The 20,377-nt window shown below is 69.2% G+C and carries 19 protein-coding genes; 10 read left to right on the top strand and 9 right to left on the bottom strand.

Features of this window, described 5'->3' with window-relative positions:
- The first annotated feature begins 155 nt into the window (after positions 1-155).
- The 8 genes from J9315_RS05010 to J9315_RS04975 all read left to right on the top strand — a co-directional run bounded on the left by J9315_RS05010 (position 156) and on the right by J9315_RS04975 (position 8,830).
- Positions 156-1,379: an ATPase, T2SS/T4P/T4SS family gene (locus tag J9315_RS05010; RefSeq protein ID WP_211978915.1), complete on the top strand. Its 1,224-nt coding sequence runs from the start codon at positions 156-158 to the stop codon at positions 1,377-1,379.
- Positions 1,376-2,302 (top strand): type II secretion system F family protein, encoded by a 927-nt coding sequence (locus tag J9315_RS05005; protein ID WP_211978914.1) that lies wholly within the window; start codon positions 1,376-1,378, stop codon positions 2,300-2,302. Before J9315_RS05010 ends, J9315_RS05005 begins: the two co-directional genes overlap by 4 nt.
- On the top strand, positions 2,302-3,231 hold the full coding sequence (locus tag J9315_RS05000) for a type II secretion system F family protein (RefSeq protein ID WP_211978913.1): 930 nt from the start codon (positions 2,302-2,304) through the stop codon (positions 3,229-3,231). Before J9315_RS05005 ends, J9315_RS05000 begins: the two co-directional genes overlap by 1 nt.
- A 109-nt stretch (positions 3,232-3,340) precedes the next feature.
- Positions 3,341-3,598, top strand: coding sequence for a hypothetical protein (locus J9315_RS04995; protein WP_211979258.1), 258 nt, complete (start codon positions 3,341-3,343; stop codon positions 3,596-3,598).
- The gene (locus tag J9315_RS04990) at positions 3,595-4,119 is read left to right on the top strand and encodes a TadE/TadG family type IV pilus assembly protein (RefSeq protein ID WP_211978912.1); all 525 of its coding nucleotides are present in this window, start codon (positions 3,595-3,597) and stop codon (positions 4,117-4,119) included. The genes J9315_RS04995 and J9315_RS04990 overlap by 4 nt, the downstream gene beginning before the upstream one ends.
- Positions 4,112-4,630 carry a hypothetical protein gene (locus J9315_RS04985; protein ID WP_249121031.1) on the top strand — a complete coding sequence of 173 codons (519 nt, stop codon included), beginning with the start codon at positions 4,112-4,114 and terminating at the stop codon, positions 4,628-4,630. The genes J9315_RS04990 and J9315_RS04985 overlap by 8 nt, the downstream gene beginning before the upstream one ends.
- 7 nt (positions 4,631-4,637) lie before the next feature.
- Positions 4,638-5,093, top strand: coding sequence for a pilus assembly protein TadG-related protein (locus J9315_RS04980; RefSeq protein ID WP_211978911.1), 456 nt, complete (start codon positions 4,638-4,640; stop codon positions 5,091-5,093).
- A 143-nt stretch (positions 5,094-5,236) separates the two neighbouring features.
- On the top strand, positions 5,237-8,830 hold the full coding sequence (locus tag J9315_RS04975) for an FtsK/SpoIIIE domain-containing protein (protein WP_211978910.1): 3,594 nt from the start codon (positions 5,237-5,239) through the stop codon (positions 8,828-8,830).
- Here J9315_RS04975 and J9315_RS04970 read toward each other — a convergent pair.
- On the bottom strand, positions 8,791-9,819 hold the full coding sequence (locus J9315_RS04970; RefSeq protein WP_211978909.1) for a GNAT family N-acetyltransferase: 1,029 nt from the start codon (positions 9,817-9,819) through the stop codon (positions 8,791-8,793). The genes J9315_RS04975 and J9315_RS04970 overlap by 40 nt on opposite strands.
- A 46-nt stretch (positions 9,820-9,865) precedes the next feature.
- Here J9315_RS04970 and J9315_RS04965 point away from each other — a divergent pair, with 46 nt between their 5' ends.
- Both J9315_RS04965 and J9315_RS04960 read left to right on the top strand, forming a co-directional pair.
- A complete protein-coding gene (locus J9315_RS04965; RefSeq protein WP_211978908.1) occupies positions 9,866-10,675 on the top strand; it encodes a purine-nucleoside phosphorylase in 810 nt (269 codons plus the stop codon).
- A 17-nt stretch (positions 10,676-10,692) separates the two neighbouring features.
- Positions 10,693-12,513 (top strand): phospho-sugar mutase, encoded by a 1,821-nt coding sequence (locus tag J9315_RS04960; protein WP_211978907.1) that lies wholly within the window; start codon positions 10,693-10,695, stop codon positions 12,511-12,513.
- Positions 12,514-12,757: 244 nt separating this feature from the next.
- Here the strand turns inward: J9315_RS04960 and J9315_RS04955 are convergent, their stop codons facing one another.
- The 8 genes from J9315_RS04955 to J9315_RS04920 all read right to left on the bottom strand — a co-directional run bounded on the left by J9315_RS04955 (position 12,758) and on the right by J9315_RS04920 (position 20,370).
- Complete coding sequence (locus tag J9315_RS04955; RefSeq protein ID WP_211978906.1) at positions 12,758-13,159, bottom strand: type II toxin-antitoxin system VapC family toxin; 402 nt, start codon at positions 13,157-13,159, stop codon at positions 12,758-12,760.
- A gap of 5 nt (positions 13,160-13,164) precedes the next feature.
- Positions 13,165-13,395 carry a hypothetical protein gene (locus tag J9315_RS04950; RefSeq protein ID WP_211978905.1) on the bottom strand — a complete coding sequence of 77 codons (231 nt, stop codon included), beginning with the start codon at positions 13,393-13,395 and terminating at the stop codon, positions 13,165-13,167.
- A gap of 246 nt (positions 13,396-13,641) precedes the next feature.
- Positions 13,642-14,295: a deoxyribose-phosphate aldolase gene (gene deoC, locus J9315_RS04945; RefSeq protein ID WP_211978904.1), complete on the bottom strand. Its 654-nt coding sequence runs from the start codon at positions 14,293-14,295 to the stop codon at positions 13,642-13,644.
- Between the two features lie 93 nt (positions 14,296-14,388).
- On the bottom strand, positions 14,389-15,678 hold the full coding sequence (locus J9315_RS04940) for a thymidine phosphorylase (protein WP_211978903.1): 1,290 nt from the start codon (positions 15,676-15,678) through the stop codon (positions 14,389-14,391).
- A 34-nt stretch (positions 15,679-15,712) separates the two neighbouring features.
- A complete protein-coding gene (locus J9315_RS04935) occupies positions 15,713-16,213 on the bottom strand; it encodes a cytidine deaminase (RefSeq protein WP_211978902.1) in 501 nt (166 codons plus the stop codon).
- 26 nt (positions 16,214-16,239) lie between these two features.
- Positions 16,240-17,526 carry an ABC transporter permease gene (locus tag J9315_RS04930; protein WP_211978901.1) on the bottom strand — a complete coding sequence of 429 codons (1,287 nt, stop codon included), beginning with the start codon at positions 17,524-17,526 and terminating at the stop codon, positions 16,240-16,242.
- 1 nt (position 17,527) lies between these two features.
- Positions 17,528-18,760, bottom strand: a complete 1,233-nt coding sequence (locus J9315_RS04925; protein WP_137826503.1) for an ABC transporter permease — start codon at positions 18,758-18,760, stop codon at positions 17,528-17,530.
- Positions 18,757-20,370: an ABC transporter ATP-binding protein gene (locus J9315_RS04920; RefSeq protein ID WP_211978900.1), complete on the bottom strand. Its 1,614-nt coding sequence runs from the start codon at positions 20,368-20,370 to the stop codon at positions 18,757-18,759. Before J9315_RS04920 ends, J9315_RS04925 begins: the two co-directional genes overlap by 4 nt.
- Between the last annotated feature and the right edge of the window lie 7 nt (positions 20,371-20,377).

Here is a 20,377-nt window from a genome sequence, read left to right as displayed (position 1 = left end):
CCTTAACTACATCTATGACATTTATCCGATGTCACCAGAAGTTATCCACAGATTGTGAGAAAGTCTGGATAAATGGGAATTTCGCGGATACATTGACAACCTATTGCCCGCCGCTCACACCGACGGACTCGCCGATCGCCACCGAGGGATTCACCGTGGAAGCCACCGAGGTCATCACGAGCGAGGTCCACAAGAGGATCCGAGACCTCGACGTGGATCCCCGCACCGATGTCCAGCGCTCCCGCGAAGTCATCCGCTCGGTGATCTCCGAATACGACGAGCGCAGTCTCACCGCGGACCTTCCGCCGCTGACGGACAAAGAGGCGACGTTCCGATTCATCGACAATCAGCTCTCCGGCTACGGCGCCCTTCAGGACTACTTCGAGGACCCCCGCGTCGAGGAGATCTGGATCAACTCGCCGAGCGAGGTGTTCATCGCCGTCGACGGTGTCCACCAGCTCACGACGACGAAGCTGACCAGCGGCGAACTCGACGACCTCATCGAGCGGATGCTGCGCACCTCGGGTCGCCGGGTCGACCTCTCACAGCCCTTCGTCGACGCCATGCTTCCCGACGGCTCCCGGCTCCACGTCGTCCTCCCCGACATCACGCGCTCCTCCCCGGCAGTGAACATCCGCAAGTTCATCCAGCGGCCCCGCAACCTCGCCGCCCTCGTCGCCCAGGGCTCGCTCACTCCCCCGGCGGCCCGCTTCCTCGACGCCGCCGTGAGCTGCGGTGCGAACATCCTCGTCTCCGGCGCCACCCAGGCGGGAAAGACGACGATGCTCAACGCTCTGGCCGGGTCGATCCCCGCCCGCGAACGCATCGTCAGCTGCGAGGAGGTCTTCGAACTCAACCTCCCCAGCCGCGACTGGGTTCCGATGCAGTGCCGCCAGCCCTCGCTCGAAGGCACCGGCGCTGTGACCCTCCGCGCACTCGTCAAAGAGGCCCTGCGGATGCGTCCGACGAGGATCATCGTCGGGGAGGTCCGGGAAGCCGAGAGCCTCGACCTCCTCGTCGCCCTGAATTCGGGGCTGCCCGGCATGGGCACGATCCATGCGAACTCCGCGCGTGCGGCGATCACGAAGATCTCGACCCTTCCGCTGCTCGCCGGGGCGAACATCTCGTCGTCGTTCGTCGTCCCGACGGTGGCGGTGAGCATCGACGTCGTCGTCCACCTGCGACGCGACAACAGCGGGGTCCGCCACGTCAATGAGATCTGCGCGGTGCCCGGCGGAGTCGAAGGCGACGTCATCGAACTCGACACCCTCTTCCATTCCCCGCACGGGACGCTGGTGCGCGGACAGGGGTTCGGCCACCTCGGCGAGCGCTTCTCCGCGATCGGCAAGGACCTCCACCAGATCTTGGAAGCGGCATGAGCTACTCGCAGCTGAGCCTGCTCGTGGGAGCCTGCCTCGGCGCGGGACTGCTGCTCATCTGGATGTCCCTGTGGGAGCAGACGGCGAGGCGCCGGCAGCAGCGGCGGTGGATCCGCGAACTCGACGACATGCTCACGGGTGCGGGATTCCCGCGCCTGCGCCCCCTCCACCTGCTCCTGCTGACGATCGCCGTCTTCCTCACCGTCACCGTCGTCGCCACCGTGCTCACCCGCTCGTGGGCGATCGCCCTGTGCTTCGGTCTCTTCGCCTCGTGGCTGCCCTACCGGTACCTCCAGCACCGTGCGCGCTCGAAGCAGGTGCTGCGTCGCGAACTCTGGCCCGAGACCCTCGACCATCTCAATTCCGGTGTGCGGGCGGGACTCTCACTGCCCGAAGCGCTGAGCTCGCTCGCCCACCGCGGACCCGAGCCGCTGCGGCCGCTCTTCGAGGTCTTCGCCGAGGAGTATCGCGCAAGCGGCTCCTTCGCGATCGCCCTCGAACGCTTCCGCCAGGTCAGCGCCGATCCTGTCGCCGACCGCATCGTCGCGGCCCTGAGCGTGACCCGGCAGGTCGGCGGCAGCGACCTGGGCACGATGCTGCGGGCTCTGGCCCAGTTCGTCCGCGACGACGCCCGCACCCGCAACGAACTCTCCGCCCGCCAGCAGTGGACCGTCAACGGTGCCCGCTTGGCCGTCGCCGCCCCCTGGGTCGTCCTCGCGTTCCTCTCGACCCGCCCCGAGACCGCTGCGGCCTACAACTCACAGGCCGGTCTCATCCTCCTGGCCGCGGGCTTCGTCGTCTCCCTCCTCGCCTACCAGGCGATGAAGCGGATCGGCCGACTTCCGCAGGAACCGCGCGTCATCGAGGGCTCCTCCCTGGCCCGGTCCCCGTTCCACCGCAGCGCCGAGGCGGGTGAGGCCTGATGACCGACCCGCTCACTCTCCTGCTCCTCGGCGCATTCAACGGCGTCGCCCTCACCGTCTTCGTCCTCGCCCTGCCTCCGCTGCGGCGCCCGACCCTGTCGTCGCGCATCGCACCGTACCTGCGCGATCAGGAGGCGCTCGTCGACGTCTACGCCCCGCCGACACCCCGGAAGGAGGGCCTCCTCGGGGCACTCCGGCAGGCTGCCCTGACGGCGACGACATGGGTGACCTCGCGCATCACCACCGATGCGACCCTCAGCCTGCGCATCGGCCGCCTCGGCGGGAGAGCGACGATCGAGCGGTTCCGGACGAATCAGATCCTCAGCATCCTCGTCGGCATGATCGCCGGCGGCGGCCTCGCCGGTCTCATCAGCGCGCAGCGCGGGTTCTCCCCCATCGTCGTCATCGTCCTCGTCGTCAGCGGCGGGGTCGCCGGCCACATCGTCAACGACTGGCGTCTCAGCCAGGCGATCGCCCGCCACGAATCCCGCATCCTCGCCGAGTTCCCCACCGTCGCAGAACTCCTCGCCCTCTCGATCACCGCAGGTGAGGGGATCGTCGAAGCACTCGAACGGGTGTGCCGGACCTGTTCGGGCGACCTCGTCGACGAACTGCGCACCGCGCTGTCGGCGACCCGGACCGGCACTCCCCTCGTCGAGGCCCTCGACCAGATGGCCACGCGCATCGCGATCCCGGAGATCGTCCAGTTCGTCGACGGACTCGCCGTTTCGATGACCCGCGGCACCCCACTCGCCGAGGTGCTGCGCTCCCAGGCCGCCGACGTCCGCGAGCAGTCGCGGCGGCGCCTCCTCGAGCTCTCCGGACGCAAGGAGATCGGCATGCTCGTGCCCGTTGTCGTCTTCGTCCTGCCCGTCACCGTGATCTTCGCCGTCTTCCCCTCCCTCGCCGTCCTCGACCTCAGCCCCTGACCGAGACGCCCAGCCGCTTTCCGCTCCCCTGTCCTCATCCGCCCCGACGCCATTGCTCCCCCACCCGACCTCCCCAGCCATCGACCGTCGCAACGAAGAAGGAGACATGATGTTCCACCGGTTCATGACACACCTCACCCTGCTCACCCTCGGGTGGATCGGCGACGACACCTCCCCACCGGCTGCCCGGCACGGCGCCGGTGACGACGGGCACCGCGGCGACCGTCCCGATCGCGGCGATGTGCCCGGCTGGGTGCTCATCACACTGATGACCGCGGGACTCGTCGTCGCCCTCTGGGCGCTCGCCGGCGAAGCCTTCACCTCGATGTTCGAGGACGCGATGAACAAGGTCCGAGGTGCCGGGTGAGCCGAGCACAGCGCGGCGATGCCCCTGCTGCTGCCTCCCCGCCGACAGGAGGCGCGGCCGGTGGCGGCGCGGCCGGCAGCGGTGCGGTCGACGGTGACACGGCCGATGCGGGCGCGCGCTCTGAGAACGGTGCGGTCGGCGGCACGGACACCGGTTCCGCGATCGCCGAGTTCGCCCTCGTCGCGTCTCTGCTCGCCCTCGTTCTCGCCGGCGCCCTGCAGATCGGTCTGGTCATCCACGTCCGCAACACCGTCATCGACTCGGCCATCGCCGGTGCCCGGCAGGCGGGACTCGCCGATCAGACGGCCGGCGACGGCAGGCGGCTGACCGCGCAGCTCATCACGGCCTCACTCGGCGAACGGTACGCCGAGGCGATCTCCGTCGACACCGAGAGCAACGGGAACGTCGAGATCGTCGAAGTCCGGGTCCGCACTCCGCTGCCCGTGCTCGGACTCTGGGGACCCGCCGAGGTGTGGGACCTGCGGGGACGCTCGATCGTCGAGGACATCGACCGTGACTGAACCCGCTGTCCTCCCCTCCGTCGGGCCTGCCGACCCATCCGTCGGCCCTGCCCACCCATCCGTCGCCCAGGACACCGAGGCGGAGGTCCGGTTCGCTCTCCCCGATGCCGGGACTGCGGTCATCGAGTTCATCTTCGCCGCGGTCATCCTCCTCATCCCCGTCGTCTACCTCATGCTCGCGCTCTCCCAGCTGCAGGCGGCCGGCTACGCGACGACCTCGGCGGCGGTGTCGGCCTCCCGGATCGCCGCCCGCGACGCTAACCCCTCGCAGCAGCGCGCCGAGGATGTCGCCGCCATGCATTTCACCGACTTCGGGCTCCGGGATGTTCCCATCACCATCACCTACTCATGTTCAGGACCCTGTGGACGCGCTGGCTCTCTCGTCACCGCTGACGTCGAAACGCGGATTCCGCTGCCGGGGATCCCCCTGATCTTCGGTTCGGAGAACTCCCCGCACATCACCATGCGGGCCTCGCATTCCGATGTCGTCGCGACCACCGGGAACGGATGAGTCGACGATGTCCCTGACGACGAGGTCCACCGCTCCCGGTCACCGCCCGGCCGACGAGGGGTCGATCACTCCCCTGGCGATCGGCTTCGTCATCATCGCGCTCCTCCTCGCGTTCCTCATCGCCGCCCTCACGGACCTGCACATGGCCCGTCGCGAACTCCAGGCGATGGCCGATTCGGCAGCCCTCGCGGCCTCCGACTCGTTCGAACCCGCCCCGGACGGAGAACCCGGACTCGTGTTCTCGCCGCCGGCGGCGCAGCGGGCGGCGGCGCGCTACGTCTCGGCCGTCCCCTCGCCCGAGGGCCTCGACAACGTCGGCATCCGCGCCGACGTCGACGGCGAGGCCTCGGTCGTCATCCGTCTGCGCGCCGACTACACCCCGGCGCTGCTCTCCCCCTTCGTTCCCGGACTCATCGAACTCAGTGCCACCGCCTTGGCGCGAGGGTCACTGCGGATCTCATGACAACCGTGCCTGCGGACTCGTGTGCCGGAACCTGTGGACAGCGGATGGACTCGCGTGCTGTGAGCCTGTGAACGCTCAGCGCTCGTCCACAGGGGGCGGATGACGGCTTGCCGACCGGCACCGGTTCACCAGACTCTGATGCGATGAAGGTCAGCGGAGTCGTCCAGCGGGTCGAAGTCAGCGGTGCCGTGCGCACGGACGTCCTCGACGCCGACGGCGAGCAGCCCGTCCTCGATGTGCTCCGCTCGGTCATCGATGAGCCTGTCACCGTCGACGATCTCCTCGCCTCCAACCCGGGCTCCGCTCCACCGCCCGATGATCCATCGGCCTGGGTTGAGTCGATAACGTGGGGCCAATGGCGCGGACTCCACCCGGTCACCCTCCTCGGCGCCGGTGCCTTCGATCGCGGCTGCGGCAGCACGACGGTGTCGGTGCTCGCCGGCCCCGATTCGGGATTCACCCTCGCCATCGACCCACGCCAGACCCTCATCGCTCGTGTACCGTCTTCCGACGGCCTCCTCATCGCCGACCCCTGCCTCTCGCGCGCTCCGGTCAGACTCCGCCTCGCTCCTGCGGGACTGCGCACGCAGAGCCTCGTCGGATCCACCGTGTTCCTCCCCGAGCTCGACCGCGATCAGCTGCCTGAGGCACCGACCGGTGGGACACTGAACACCGCCGGCAGCGAGACGATCCATGTCGCGCCGCACGCGGTCGACGAACCGCGCGCGGCCCGTCCGCCGCAGTGGTGGGCGTTCCTCATTCCCATCGGCATCGGCATCGCCCTCGCGCTGCTCACCGGCATGTGGTGGTTTCTCCTCTTCAGCCTCTCGGCGCCCCTGTCGGGCTACATCGCCCACCTCGTCGAGAAGCGCCGTTATGCCCGGGACGTGGAGACGCACCGGATCGAGCGCGCACACGCGATCGACGACGCCTCGACGAGAGCCCTCCGGCTCATCGCGCAGCGACAGCGCACGGCACGCGCCTCCCCGGGCCTGTGTCTGGGGTTCGGCGCGATCCTCAGTCGCATCTCACTGGCACCCGAGATCGACGACCGCGTCGATCGCTGCGACGACCATGCCGTCGTCAGCGACGTCCCCATCTGCATCGACCCGCGATCGACCGCGGTGGTCGTCACCGGTGAACGCGCTCACCTGCTGCCGATGATGCTCGCCTGGCTGGCCGACCGCCGGTGGGCGTGGGCACCGTCGGCCGAAGTGCGCGAGCTGCCGGACCTCGTCGGCGCGCTCGATCGGGACGAGCCCGCCACCGCGGCGACCCACCCCTCGGAGCGCATCAGCGTCGACCTGCGGACCGAGGGCACTGTGACCACCCTCCGCCTCGGGGCACCCAAGCCGAAGAGCACTGTCTCCCTCGTCCTCGGCGATCTCGCGCAAGCGCGGACGACGACGTCGACGGCGCTCGAGGGCCCGGTGCCCGGCCGAGCGTTCACGGCGACCCTGATGCCACCGGCCCGGTTTCTCACGCTCGTGCGCACCGGGATGCCGGCGACCGGTGCCGACTCGTTCCCCTGCCACGGCCTCGGCGAGCACTGCGATGATGACCCCGAACGCACCGCGAACCGCTGGCGGCAGCCGCATTCGGGGGCCGTCCCCGTCGGCCGCGGACCTCTCGGGGCGGTCGGCATCGATCTCTTCGGCGACGGCCCGCACGCTCTCGTGGCCGGCACCACCGGCAGCGGCAAGTCGATGCTCCTCCAGTCGTGGCTGCTGTCCCTGGCCCTGCATCACCCACCCGAGCGGTTGACCTTCGTCCTCATCGACTTCAAGGGCGGAGCGACGTTCGCACCCCTGTCACGGCTGCCGCACACCGACTGCGTCCTCGACGACTTCGACTCGGCTGCGGCCTTCCGGGCGCTCGTCGCCGTCCGTGCGGAGATCACGCGGCGCGAACGGCTGCTCGCCGACCGCGGGTGCGCCGACATCCTCGACCTCGATGTCCCTCCCCCACGGCTCGTCGTCGTCATCGACGAGTTCCACGCCCTCATGACCGCGCATCCCCGGGCCGCGGACCTGCTCGAGCATCTTGCCGCCCTCGGCCGGTCTCTGGGCGTCCATCTCATCCTCGCGACCCAACGGCCGCTGGGCATCGTCACCGGGCACATGAAGGCGAACATCAGCATTCGGATCTGCCTGCGCGTGCGCGACGACGCCGACTCCTCCGATGTCATCAGCGTCGCCGATGCCGCGCGTCTTCCGCCGGACCGGCCCGGGGCCGCTCTCCTCGATGCGGGGTCCGCGCTCGTTCGCTTCCGCGTCGCCGTTCCCCTCACCGACGAGCCGCCTGAACCGACCGCTCAGCGTCCCCGACTGCGACCGTGGCAACCCGGTCGTGCCGTGCAGACGAGCTCCGCCCTCACCGGAATCCGCATCGACAATCTCCTCACCGCGGCGCACGCGCACACCGTCGATGCGCCGCGGTCCGTCGTGCCCCCGCCGCTGCCGACGGTTGATGACGTCCCGGGTACTGCGGCGAGCGCGTCGTCGCAGCAGCCTGTCACCGGGATCATCGACCTCCCCGCCGCACAGCGGCAGATCGACTGGTCCTATGATCCGGCGCAGGACGGGTCGACCATCGTCGTCACCGACGACGATCCCACCGCCGTGCTCGTGACGCTGGCGGCGTCGGCAGCCGTCACCCACCGCATCGTCGCGCTCGGTCGGATCGCCGAGGTCATCGACCAGGCGGCGATCTCCTGCGGGATGCATGCCGGGTGGCGCCTGCATGCGATCCTCGACCATCTGGGTCGCCCACCGAGTTCGGGTTCCGCCGGCAGTGCGCGGGCGCGACCGTCGACGCTCGTCGTGTGCGGGAACTGGGGTGAGCTCGTCGATTCCCTCGACCATCACACGGCGGCGGCGTTGGAGGGCCTCCTCTCCCATTCCCGCGATCTCGGACTCACGCTCCTCCTTGCCGGGTGCCGGTCGGGGCTGCGCATCTCCTCCCAGTTCCGCTCTCACCTCATCTTCCCGCCGAGCGCCGGCGGGGACGGTCTCAGCGTCGGTCTCTCCCGCCACCGGTTCCTCGGAACGTGGCCGCGTCTGCGTGCCGTGCTCGTCGGCCCGCGCACCGCTGAGTGCGGCGGCGACGGCGCCGACGTCCAGCTCTTTCCCCCTCGTGGTGGTGCAGGCTCGTCGGCCTTCTCACCGGGGTGGCGGGGACTCGACGAACCGGGTGACGTGAGGGAAGCGTCGCCGAGACGGAGGGAGGACGGAACGATTCCGCTCGGCATCGACGCCTTCGGGGAACCCGTGTCCTGGGACCCGGCACGTGACGGTTCCGTGCTCACTGTGCGCGGGTCGGCGCAGAGCGGGAAATCGTCTCTGGCCCGGGCGTTCAGCAGGTGCGAGCAGGCGGACCTGACGATCCACGACGACGCGCATCGCGAGGAGCCTGCGACGCTCGACGTCACGGCCGGTGGGCTCCACGTGGTGACGATGCCGCTGCGTTTCACTCCTGGCTACGGCTCGCCGCTGGCGAGCGCCCAGACGCTCGGACCCACGCTCATCCTCGGCAGTCACACTGCTCAGGACCTCGCGACTCTCGGGTTCACCCGCCTGCCGCCACTCGACGGCACCGCCGGGACGGGCTGGTTCGTCACCGACTCCCGAGCACGAGCGATCAGGGTCGTCGGGTCACCGACGCGGGGCGAATCAACCGACTCCGGGGTCGACTCGACTCACTGCGTGTCCGCGGGAGGTCCCGAAAGTGTCTCGTAGCGGTAGAGTTCGCTCGCCTGGCCCGCGGCGAGGAGCCGGTCGGCGAGCGCTGAGACCACGGGCATGCCGCTGGTGACCTCGATGACGACATCGGCGTCGACTGACAGCCTGGCCAGCAGCAGCTCGGCATCGGCGATGGCCGCCTCGAACTGCTCAGGGGAGGCGTCGGCGACGTCCTCACGGGTCTCGAACATCGAGCCGAGGATGAGTTCGGTCGCCGGCTCGTCCTCCGCAGTCCCGTGCAGGTTCGCCGCGGCATCCTGGGCCCCGCCGACCGCAGCCGGGTCGGCCTCCCTGGCGTAGGAGACAGCGAAGGCGCTCAGCCCGCTGCCCGACCCTGCGTCACCGGAACCAGTCGCCGCGGAGTCGCTCATGAGCATCGCCGCACCATGGGCACCGGCCGCCTCGGAGAGGAACGCACTGCTCACCTGCCCGATCGTCAGCGGCGCGACCGCATCGTCGCGGTTGACCGCGGTGTACCACTCGAGGAACGCCTTCGTCAGCTTGACCGACCCGGTCGAGACGATCTCGAGGTCCTCGGCGCGACCGCCGCCGCTGGGCGGCAGGGCCCCGGCGGAAACCTTGATGACCCGCGTCGTCGTCAGCGGGGTGAAGCCGAGCGCCTCGGCGAACTTCTCCCCCACGCTGCCGGCCTCGACCCGAGCCCGCAGGTCAAGGCCCTCCAGCGGGGTTCCTGCGGTCTCCGCCGACACCGCCTCGAAGAGCTCACGACCGAGACCGTGGCCGCGCTCCTCGGCGGCGACCTCGACGTTGACCCACGCCCGGTACGGGTGGAGCGGGGACTCCGCGATCGCCGCCGCGCCGACGGGAACCTCGGGGACCACCTCGGCGATGACCGACCGCAGCAGCGGGGACTCCGCGGCCGGACGGAACAGGGACCGGGCCATGTGACCGGCCGGAGTCGCCGCGTCGGAGAACACCTCGTTCAGTCGCAGATCGTCGCCGTCGGCAAGTGGTCTGATCGGCATGGTGAGCGCTCCTTGCGGCATGTCAGATGTTGATAATCTTGGCGTCATGACTGACTTAAGCGATCCTACCGCCGCCGCGCAGGCAGCGGCCACGACCATCAACTCCGCCGCTGGGATCGAGTCCCACGACATCGCCCTCGTCCTCGGATCGGGATGGGGCGGAGCGGCCGAGCTGCTGGGCGAGACGATCAGCGAAGTCCCCGCCGCCGAGGTCCCCGGATTCCACGCCCCGGCCGTCGCCGGCCACGTCCCCACGCTGCGCACCGTGCGCATCGCCTCGAGCGGGAAGCACGCCCTCGTCCTCGGATCGCGCACCCACTACTACGAAGGCAAGGGCGTGCGCGCCGTCGCCCACGGGGTGCGCACCGCCGCCGCCGCCGGCTGCACCAGCCTCGTGCTCACCAACGGCTGCGGTGGGCTCAACCGCAATTGGGCCCCGGGCACCCCGGTCCTCATCTCCGACCACATCAACCTCACCGGCACCTCCCCCATCGAAGGTGCGAACTTCGTCGACCTCACCGACCTCTACTCGCCGCGGATGCGGGCCATCGCCAAGGAGATCGACCCGACACTCGACGAAGGCGTCTACGCCCAGTTCCGCGGCCCCCACTACGAGACCCCGGCCGAGGTGCGGATGGCAGGCATCCTCGGCGCCGATCTCGTCGGCATGTCGACGACGCTCGAGGCCATCGCCGCCCGGCAGGCCGGGCTCGAGCTCATGGGCATCTCGCTCGTGACGAACCTCGCCGCCGGCATCCAGGAGACCCCGCTCTCCCACGCCGAGGTCATCGAGGCCGGAGCCGCCGCAGCCCCGCGGATCTCCCAGCTGCTCGCCGACATCGTCGGAAAGCTCTGAGGCCGGTGAGCGAATCGATGAGCGAATCGAACACCAGCCCGGTCCGGGTCGCCGACCGCTTCACGACGGGCTTCGACGCCGACATCGTCCGCGCGTGGATCGCCGATGACCCCGATGCGCAGACGGCGACGTCGCTGACGGCCATCCTCGCCGAGGCGGAGGCCGGTGACGCAGCCGCGCGCGCCGACCTTGCAGATCGGTTCTCCGGACCCTTGGTCTTCGGCACCGCAGGCCTGCGCGGGGAGATCGCGGCCGGGCCCAACCGGATGAACCGCTCCGTCGTCATCCGCGCCGCAGCCGGACTCTCGGCGTTCCTCAACGACACCGTCGGCCCGGGCTTCCGCGTCGTCATCGGCTGCGATGCCCGGTACAAGTCCTCCGACTTCGCCCGCGACACCGCGGCCGTCGTCACCGCCGCCGGCGGGGTCGCCATCCAGCTGCCCGAACAGCTGCCGACTCCGCTCACGGCGTTCGCGCTCACCCACCTCGGCGCCGATGCCGCCGTCATGGTCACCGCCAGCCACAACCCGCCCGCCGACAACGGCTACAAGGTCTACCTCGGGGAGCGGCCGCTGCTCGCGATCGAACCGGACCCGGCCACCGCTCGTGCAGGTGCGGGCGCGCAGATCGTTCCCCCCGCCGATGCGCTCATCGCCGAGAGGATCGCCGCCGTCCCGTCCGTCGCATCGGTGCCGCGTGCCGAATCGGGTTGGGAGCACCTCGATGACTCGATCATCGAGGCCTACCTCGAGAGCATCGAGGCCCTGGGCGTGCGCGCGAGCGCGGACCTGTCGATCGTGCTCACTTCGCTCCACGGCGTCGGGGCGACCGTCGCCGAGGCGGCACTGGCGCTCACCGGGTTCGAGAATCTCCACCCGGTGGCCGTTCAGCAGAAGCCGGACCCGGACTTCCCGACCGTCGCATTCCCCAATCCCGAGGAAGCCGGCGCGCTCGACGAGGCGTATGCCTTGGCCAGAGAGGTCGGCGCCGATCTCATCATCGCCAACGACCCCGACGCGGACCGGTTCTCCGCGGCGATCCCCGATCCTGCCGCCCCCACCGGGTACCGCCAGCTCACCGGCGACGAGGTGGGGCTCCTCCTCGGCGAGGACATCGCCTCCCGGCTCGCGGCCTCCGCCTCGGCCTCGGCGTCAGGGACCGCCGATGGCGCGACCGCCGGTGGAGCGACCGCCTCGGCGAACGATTCCGACACCGCCGGGCCCGTCTTCGCGAACTCGATCGTCTCCTCGCGCGGTCTTGCCGCCGCTGTGCGCGCCCACGGCTTCCCCGCCGTGCAGACGCTCACGGGCTTCAAGTGGATCTCCCGGGTGCCCGGCCTCGTCTTCGGCTACGAGGAGGCGCTCGGCTACTGCGTCGACCCGACCGTCGTCCGCGACAAGGACGGAATCTCCGCGGCCGTGACCTTCGCCGCGCTGGCGTCACGCCTCAAAAGAGACGGGTCAACGATCGATGCCGAACTCGACCGCATCCGCACCCGCGACGGCGTCTTCGCGACGGCACCGCTGAGCTTCCGCCTCGACGACGTCTCCCTCATCGCCTCGGCGATGGACAAGCTGCGGCAGGCTCCGCCGACCGCGCTGGCCGGGTCACCCGTCACCGAGGTTCACGATCTCTCGACCGGGTACGACGGCCTGCCGCCGACCGACGGCATCCTCCTGCTCTCGGAGGCGAACTCGCGGGTCATCGTCCGACCTTCGGGCACCGAGCCCAAGCTCAAGTGCTACCTCGAGGTCGTCGGCGCCCCCGCCCTGGGGCCGTCGCTGCAGGAGAGGCTGGCGACGATCACGACCGAGCTCAAGGCCTACTTCGGACTCTGAGGTCGGCACGGGGGCTTCGGCTCGGGGGCTATGAGAGCGCTGGCGCACCTCGATCAAGCGCTGGTGCGGATCGAGGGCCGTGCACGCGCCCGCATCCGCACTGCCGCTTGATCGAGCGTCACTGGTCTCGGTGTATTGCACCGTGACATTCATGGTCGAGCAATGGCGAGGTGGCATGCCAGCGAGGCGTCCTAATCACCCAATGGAGTCGACGGAGCAACCCTTGCGCAGCTCGGCATCCATCTCAGGCGATAGTCTGGACTGGACAACGGGCGACTCCCGAGCGTGCGATGCGAACATCTGCGGTCACGAGCGTCAGGTCGTGCGATTCAGCGACGGCGACGTACCCGGCATCGTAGGTGCTCAAGTTGGATCTGAGTTCCCACATCCTCGCGATGTGCGGGCCGGTGGGAGCGGTCATCACGACCAGCCGAGCCACCCAGTCAACCGCGCGTTCAGCGTCAGCGGCGTCGAGTTTTCCTCCCAACGTCAGTCCTCTCATCACCGAGAGCACCTCGGTGCGCCAATGCTCGGGAACCATCCACGCGGGATCGCCGCGGAGAATCTCGATGGCCGAGGTCCGTCGGGGTTCGGTCTCCGGATCTGCGAACATCAGCGCCACCGCCGAGGCGTCTGGAACGATCATGATCGTCAGGCCGACCGACCGGTATCGATGACATCGAGAACATCGTCGACGCTGAAGCTCCGCTGCCCCTTCCACGTCGAGATCTCGTCGATGACACGCGCATTGTCGGCGAACCGTGCTTCCCGGATGATGACGTCGCGGAGGTACGAGCTCAGACTCTGGCCCTTCTCGCGCGCACGAGCGGCCAGCTGATCGCGAATCTCGGGCGGTACGTCGCGGATCTGGATGGCAGTCATGACAGGATCATACGCGTCTTGCATGCAGATTGCATGCACAGTGCGCCAGAACCGGCAGAACATCGGATATACCCGAATCCGCCAGCGCTCGATCAAGCGCGGGTGCGGATCTAGGGGCGTGCACGCGCCCGCATCCGCACTAACGCCTGAACGAGCGGCCGACGATCCACTGGCGCGCCTCACGCGCTGCGGCGCGTCAGTCGGAGCGCTGGGTCGTGCCGGTCCGCGAGCGCCTGGGCGTGCCGATCAGTCGGAGAGTCCCGCGAGGATCGCGGCGGACCCGGACAGGCCGAGGCGCGAGGCACCGGCAGCGATCATCTCCTCGGCCGCCTCGACGGTGCGGATTCCGCCGGAGGCCTTGACGCCGAGGCGGTCGCCGACGGTCTTGCGCATCAGCGCCACCGCGTGCGCACTGGCCCCACCGGCCGGGTGGAAACCCGTCGAGGTCTTGACGAAGTCGGCTCCGGCCGCCTCGGCGCGCCGGCTGACCTCGACGATCTGCTCATCGGTCAGTGCCGCGGATTCGATGATCACCTTGACGAGCGCGTCGCCGCTCGCCTCGACGACACCGCGGATGTCGGCCTCGACGGCGTCGAAGTCCCCGGCGATCGCCTGCCCGATGTTGATGACCATGTCGACCTCAGCGGCGCCGTCGGCGACGGCCCGCTCGGTCTCGGCGGCCTTGATCTCCGGCTTCACCTGACCGCTGGGGAACCCCACGACGGTCGCGACGACGAGGTCACCGGTGTCGGTGAGCGGCAGCATCGACGGTGAGACGCACACGGCGAGGACGCCGAGGTCTCTCGCCTCGGCGACGAGCGCGTCGACGTCGGCCCGCGTCGCCTCCGGCTTGAGCAGGGTGTGGTCGATCATGGCGGCGACGTCGGAGCGGCTGGTCATGGTGTCCTCCAAAGAATGTGTACGGGAATGCTGTGTGCGGTGGTGCAAGGGCTGGGCCGGTGGCAGGTCAAGCCAGCGGCGACGGGCGCAAGCCTACGTGATCGTCTCGAGGACGATCGAGTCCGGCACGGCGGCGGCATCGCCGCCGATCTCGTAGGCCCCGACGAGGGACTCGAGGGCGCGCTCGAAGCGCTCAGGCGTGTCGGTGTGCAGGGTGAGCAGCGGGTCGCCGGCGGCGACGGTGTCACCGGGCTTGGCATGGAGTTCGATGCCGGCGACCGCCTGCACCGGGTCCTCCTTGCGTGCGCGTCCAGCACCGAGCCGCCACGAGGCGACCCCGACGGAGAGCGCATCGAGCTTCGTCAGCACCCCGGATTCGGGGGCGAAGACGACCTCGGTGTCGGACGCAACGGGCAGCGGGGCGTCCGGATCCCCGTTCTGGGCGCGGATCATCGCCTTCCACTTGTCCATCGCCCGACCGTCGGTGAGCGCGGCCCGGACGTCGACGTCGGTTCGTCCCGCGAGCCGCAGCATCTCCTCGGCGAGAGCCACGGTGAGGTCGACGACATCGGCGGGCCCGCCTCCGGCGAGGACCTCGACGGACTCGCGCACCTCGAGGGCATTGCCGACGGTGAGCCCGAGCGGCGTCGACATGTCCGTGAGCAGCGCCGAGGTCTTCACTCCGGCGGCCTTCCCGAGCCCGACCATGGTCTCGGCGAGCCGGCGTGCCTTCCCGATGTCCTTCATGAACGCCCCGGACCCGACCTTGACGTCGAGGACGAGGCCCGCGGTGCCCTCGGCGATCTTCTTCGACATGATCGACGAGGCGATGAGCGGAACGCAGTCGACGGTGGCGGTCGTGTCCCGCAGGGCGTAGAGCTTCTTGTCCGCCGGGGCGAGCCCGGAACCGGCGGCGCAGATGACGGCCCCGATGTCCTCGAGCTGCGTGAGGATCTCCTCGTTCGACAGGTTCGCCTGCCAGCCGGGGATCGCTTCGAGCTTGTCGAGCGTGCCGCCCGTGTGTCCGAGGCCGCGCCCGGACAGCTGCGGGACGGCGACGTCGAAGACCGCAACGAGAGGCGCGAGCGGCAGGGTGATCTTGTCCCCGACACCGCCCGTCGAGTGCTTGTCCGAGGTGGTGTGCGTCAGCGACGAGAAGTCCATCCGCTCCCCCGAGGCGATCATCGCCTGCGTCCAGTCGGCGATCTCGTCGGACCCCATGTCGTTGAGGAAGATCGCCATCGCGAGCGCCGCCATCTGCTCGTCGGCGACGACCCCGCGGGTGTAGGCGTCGATGACCCAGTCGATCTGGTCCTTGGACAGCGCCCGGCCATCGCGCTTGGCGGCGATGACGTCGACGGCGTCGAATGACTCTACGGTCACAGTTGGTGAACCTCCGGTGGTCGGTGGGAAGTGGTCAGTGCTTCGGGTGCCCAGTGCCCTCGCCGAGGCTGCCTGCCCCGAGGTCGTCGGGACCGAAGGCGTCGGGCAGGACCTCGGCCATCGTCTTCCGTCCCGAGGGCATGTTGAGGACGAGGTCGGCTCCCCCGTGTTCGAAGAGCAGCTGGCGGCAGCGCCCGCACGGGGCGAGCGTGGTGCCGTGGCCGTCGACGCAGTCGAAGGCGACGAGCCGGCCGCCGCCGCTCATGAACAGATCGGAGACGAGTGAGCACTCGGCGCACAGGGTCACCCCGTACGAACTGTTCTCGACATTGCAGCCGGCCACGATCCGACCGTCGTCGACGAGGGCCGCGGCCCCGACGGGGTACCGCGAATACGGGGCGTAGGCCCTTCCCATGGCGGCGACCGCGGAGGCGCGCAGCAGCTCCCAGGACTCCTCGGTCACCTCGGCGGGGATCACCTTCGCCACCGGCTCACACCAGGTGGGATCGTCCCCGAACGCGTGTGCTGTCGTCATCGCATCCTCCGATCTCCGTCACACTGTCATGACTTCACGTAGGGCACGCCCTCGGCGGCCGGCGGGCGGACCCGTCCGACGAATCCGGCGACGGCGAGGATCGTGACGATGTAGGGCAGCATGAGCAGCAGTTCGTTGGGCACGGGCGTGCCGATCGACTGCAGCGTGTTGCCGAGGCTCTTCGAGAAGCCGAAGAGCAGGGCGGCGAAGAGCGCGCCCTTCGGGTTCCACTTGCCGAGGATCATCGCGGCCAGCGCGATGTAGCCCTGTCCGGCCGACATCTCCTTGCCGAAGGCGAGTCCGGAGCCGACGGTGAAGAACGCGCCGCCGAGGCCGGCGATCGCCCCGGCCATGATCGTGTTGCGCACCCGCGTGAAGTTGACCTTGATGCCGACGGTGTCGGCGGCCTTCGGGTGCTCGCCGACCGCCCGCATCCGCAGTCCCCACTTCGAGCGGAAGACGAAGATCTGCAGGGCGATGACGACGACGTACATGATGTAGACGAGGATGTTCTGATCGAAGAGCACCCGCCCGAGGATCGGAATGTCCGAGAGCAGCGGGATCGGCAGGTTGGGCAGCTTCTGCCGGGAGTTCCACAGCTCGGGGTTCTCAGTGAGCACCGTCGAGTAGAGGAAGTTCGTCAGGCCGACGACAAGGACGTTGAGGACGACGCCGATGATGATCTGGTTGACCCAGTACTTCACGGCGAAGAAGGTCAGCACCACGGCGACGAGGGCACCGGCGATCGGGGCGGCAAGCAGCCCGGCGTAGGGGTTCTTCACCACCGAGGCGACGACCGCGGCGAGGAACGCACCGGCAAGCAGCTGACCCTCGATCGCGATGTTGATGATGCCCGAGCGCTCTCCGATGAGACCGCACATCGCACCGAAGATCAGCGGCACCGACAGCGCCAGGGCGCCGGCGAGCAGGGTGGTCAGCGGGATGACGCCGCCGCTGCCGCCGCCGGCCCACGCGAGGAACGAGAGCACGAAGACGATGCCGAAGGTGACGGGGAACCACGAGCCGAGGTCGTCCCTGCGGGTCGCGAACCAGATGCTCACAGCCGCCATGACGACGAGGATGAGCGCGAGCACGAGGCCCGTGGCCTTCGCCGACACGACGAGGTCGGGGATGGCGAAGAAGTCACCGCCGGTGGCGATCCGGAAGGTCGTATCCCCTGCCCGGCCGATGAGGCCGAAGAAGATCAGCGCGATGAGTGCGAGCACCGAGTAGACGATCGGGTACTTCCACGCGATCGGCGCGACCACCTTGGTGTGCGCACCGGTCGGGGTGTCAAGAGTCTGTGCGCTCATATCAGGACTCCTTCCGCTTGAGCACCGGTGCGGGCAGGTGGAAGATCGTCCTCACGAGCGGCGGGGCGGCGATGAGGAGGACGATGACCGACTGGACGACGAGGACGATGTCGATCGGTGTGCCGGTCTGCGACTGCATGAGGTAGCCGCCGGCCTTGAACGCGCCGAAGAGGAGCCCGGCGAAGAACGTCCCCAGCGGCTTCGACCGTCCCAGCAGCGCCACGGTGATCGCGTCGAAGCCGATGGACCCGGCGATCCCGCCGGTGAGCTTGTCCTCCGTGCCGAGCACCTGTGTGGCCCCGGCGAGTCCCGCGAGGCCACCGGCGATGACCATGACGAGGACGGTCACCTTGGCCACCGAGATGCCGGCGGTGCGCGCGGCATGCGGGTTCGCGCCGACGGCCTTGAACTCGAAGCCGATCGTCGAGCGCTCGAGCAGCCACCACACGAAGATCGTCGCGAGGATCGCGAGGATGAACCCGAAGTTGAGGCGGAAGGGCAGCGGCAGGAGGAGGAACATCTGCGCCGATTCGTCGATCGTGCGCGACTGCGGGTTCGCCGACTGCGTGTGCGTGAACCACGACTGCTTGAGCAGGTAGCCGAGGAGGTAGCCGGCGATCGAGTTGAGCATGATCGTCACGATCACCTCGTTCGCCCCGGTCCGCGCCTTGAGCACACCGGCGATGCCCGCCCAGATCGCCCCGCCGATGATGCCGCCGACCGCGGCGATGAGCATGTGGACGATGGGCGGCAGGCTGAGCGCGTAGCCGAGGAAGCCTGCGACGGTGGCGCCGAGGATGACCTGGCCCTGACCGCCGATGTTGAACAGTCCCGAGCGGAAGGCCAGGGCGATGCCGAGGCCGGTGAGGATGAGCGGGGTGCCGTTGACGAGCGATTCGGTCAGCGGGCGGATCGCGCGCTCGGGGGTGCGGGCGTTCCAGTCGAAGATCGCCCCGCGGAAGAGCGCGGAGTAGGCGTCTCCGACGGTCGAGAAGACCGTGGAGAAGAACGCGCCGGGAGCGGAGAAGAAGTTCCTCGCCGCAGCGATGACCTCGGCGTTGGCGAAGGCGATGAGGACTCCGCCGACGAGGAGGGCGAGCACGATGGCGAGCACCGTGACCAGCCATGATCCTGAGAGGATCTCCTGGATGAGGGTCTGCTGCCGCCCGGGCTTCGCCTCGGCGGTCGGCGGCGGGGCCGGGGACGGCGCGGCCGGTGAGATGTCAGTCGTCATTCGCTCTCCTCCGCCGAGGTGGTCGCTGAGTCTGGGGTCGCGTCGGCCGCGGTGCCGGCGTCGGACGGGGCACCCGCCTCGGGTGCGGTGCCTGCGGAGGCCAGCGCCTCCTCGGCGGGGACACCGGCCATCATGAGGCCGAGCGCCTCACGCGAGGTCTCGGGTCCGACGATCCCGACGATCCGACCGGAGTACATCACGGCGATGCGGTCGGCGAGTCCGTAGACCTCGTCGAGTTCGGTCGAGACGATGATGCACGGGGTGCCGGTGTCGCGTTCGGCGATGACGCGCTTGTGGACGAATTCGATCGATCCGACGTCGAGGCCGCGGGTCGGCTGGCTGGCGATGAAGAGGCGCAGCTCCCGGCCGAGCTCGCGGGAGAGCACGACCTTCTGCTGGTTGCCGCCGGACAGGGTGGAGATCGGGTCGGCGATGCTGCCGAGGCGGATGTCGAACTCGTCGACCTTCTTCTTCGCCTCGGCGGTGATGACCGAGGAGCGGAGGTTGGGGCCCTTCGCGTACGGCGGGCGGTCGTAGACGTCGAGGATCATGTTCTCGCGGATCGAGAACTCGGCGATGATGCCGTCGGTCGACCGGTCCTCGGGCACGAAGCCGATGCCGTCGCCCAACCGGTCCTTGACGGACGTGCCGACGAGGTTCTTCCCGTCGAGGGTGATCGTGCCCAGGCGCGGTTCGCTCAGCCCGATGATCGTCTCGGCGAGCTCGGTCTGCCCGTTGCCCTGGACACCGGCGATCGCGAGGATCTCGCCGCGACGGACGTCGAAGCTGACATCGTCGACGACGACGTTCTCGGCCCGGTCGACGACGGTGAGGCCGCGCACCTGGAACGTCGCCTCACCCGGGTCGGCGGGGCTCTTGTCCGTCGTCAGGGACACGTTGCGTCCGACCATCTGGCTGGCGAGCTCCGCCTCGGTGGAGTCCGGGGAGGCCTCCCCGACGATCCTGCCGCGGCGGATGACGGTGATCGAATCCGCGATCGCGCGGACCTCGCGGAGCTTGTGGGTGATGAAGACGATCGACGTGCCCTGCTCCTTGAGCTGGCGCATGATCGAGATGAGCTCGTCGGTCTCCTGCGGGGTGAGCACGGCGGTGGGCTCGTCGAGGATGAGGATCTCCGCGTCGCGGGACAGGGCCTTGATGATCTCGACCCGCTGCTGCGCGCCGACGGGCAGATCCTCGATGAGGGCGTCGGGGTCGATGTTGAACCCGAACCGCGCGGAGATCTCCGTGACCTTCCTCCGCGCCTCGGCGACGTCGATGAGGCCGAGCCCCTTCGTCGGTTCGTAGCCGAGCGCCACGGATTCGGCGACGGTGAAGACCGGCACGAGCATGAAGTGCTGGTGGACCATGCCGATTCCCGCGGCCACGGCATCGCCGGGTCCGGCGAAGCTCACCGGCTTGTCGTCGATGAGGATCTCTCCCCCATCGGGGTCGTAGAGGCCGTAGAGGACGTTCATCATCGTCGACTTGCCGGCGCCGTTCTCACCGAGAAGGGCGTGGATCTCACCCGGTTCCACGGTGAGATCGATGTGGTCGTTGGCGACGAATGATCCGAACACCTTCGTCAACCCGCGAAGCTCGAGTTTCACTGCTCGC

It is taken from the genome of Brevibacterium sp. W7.2, assembly GCF_018137945.1.
Lineage (GTDB): Bacteria > Actinomycetota > Actinomycetes > Actinomycetales > Brevibacteriaceae > Brevibacterium > Brevibacterium sanguinis.
This window is presented reverse-complemented; position numbering and strand designations above follow the sequence as displayed.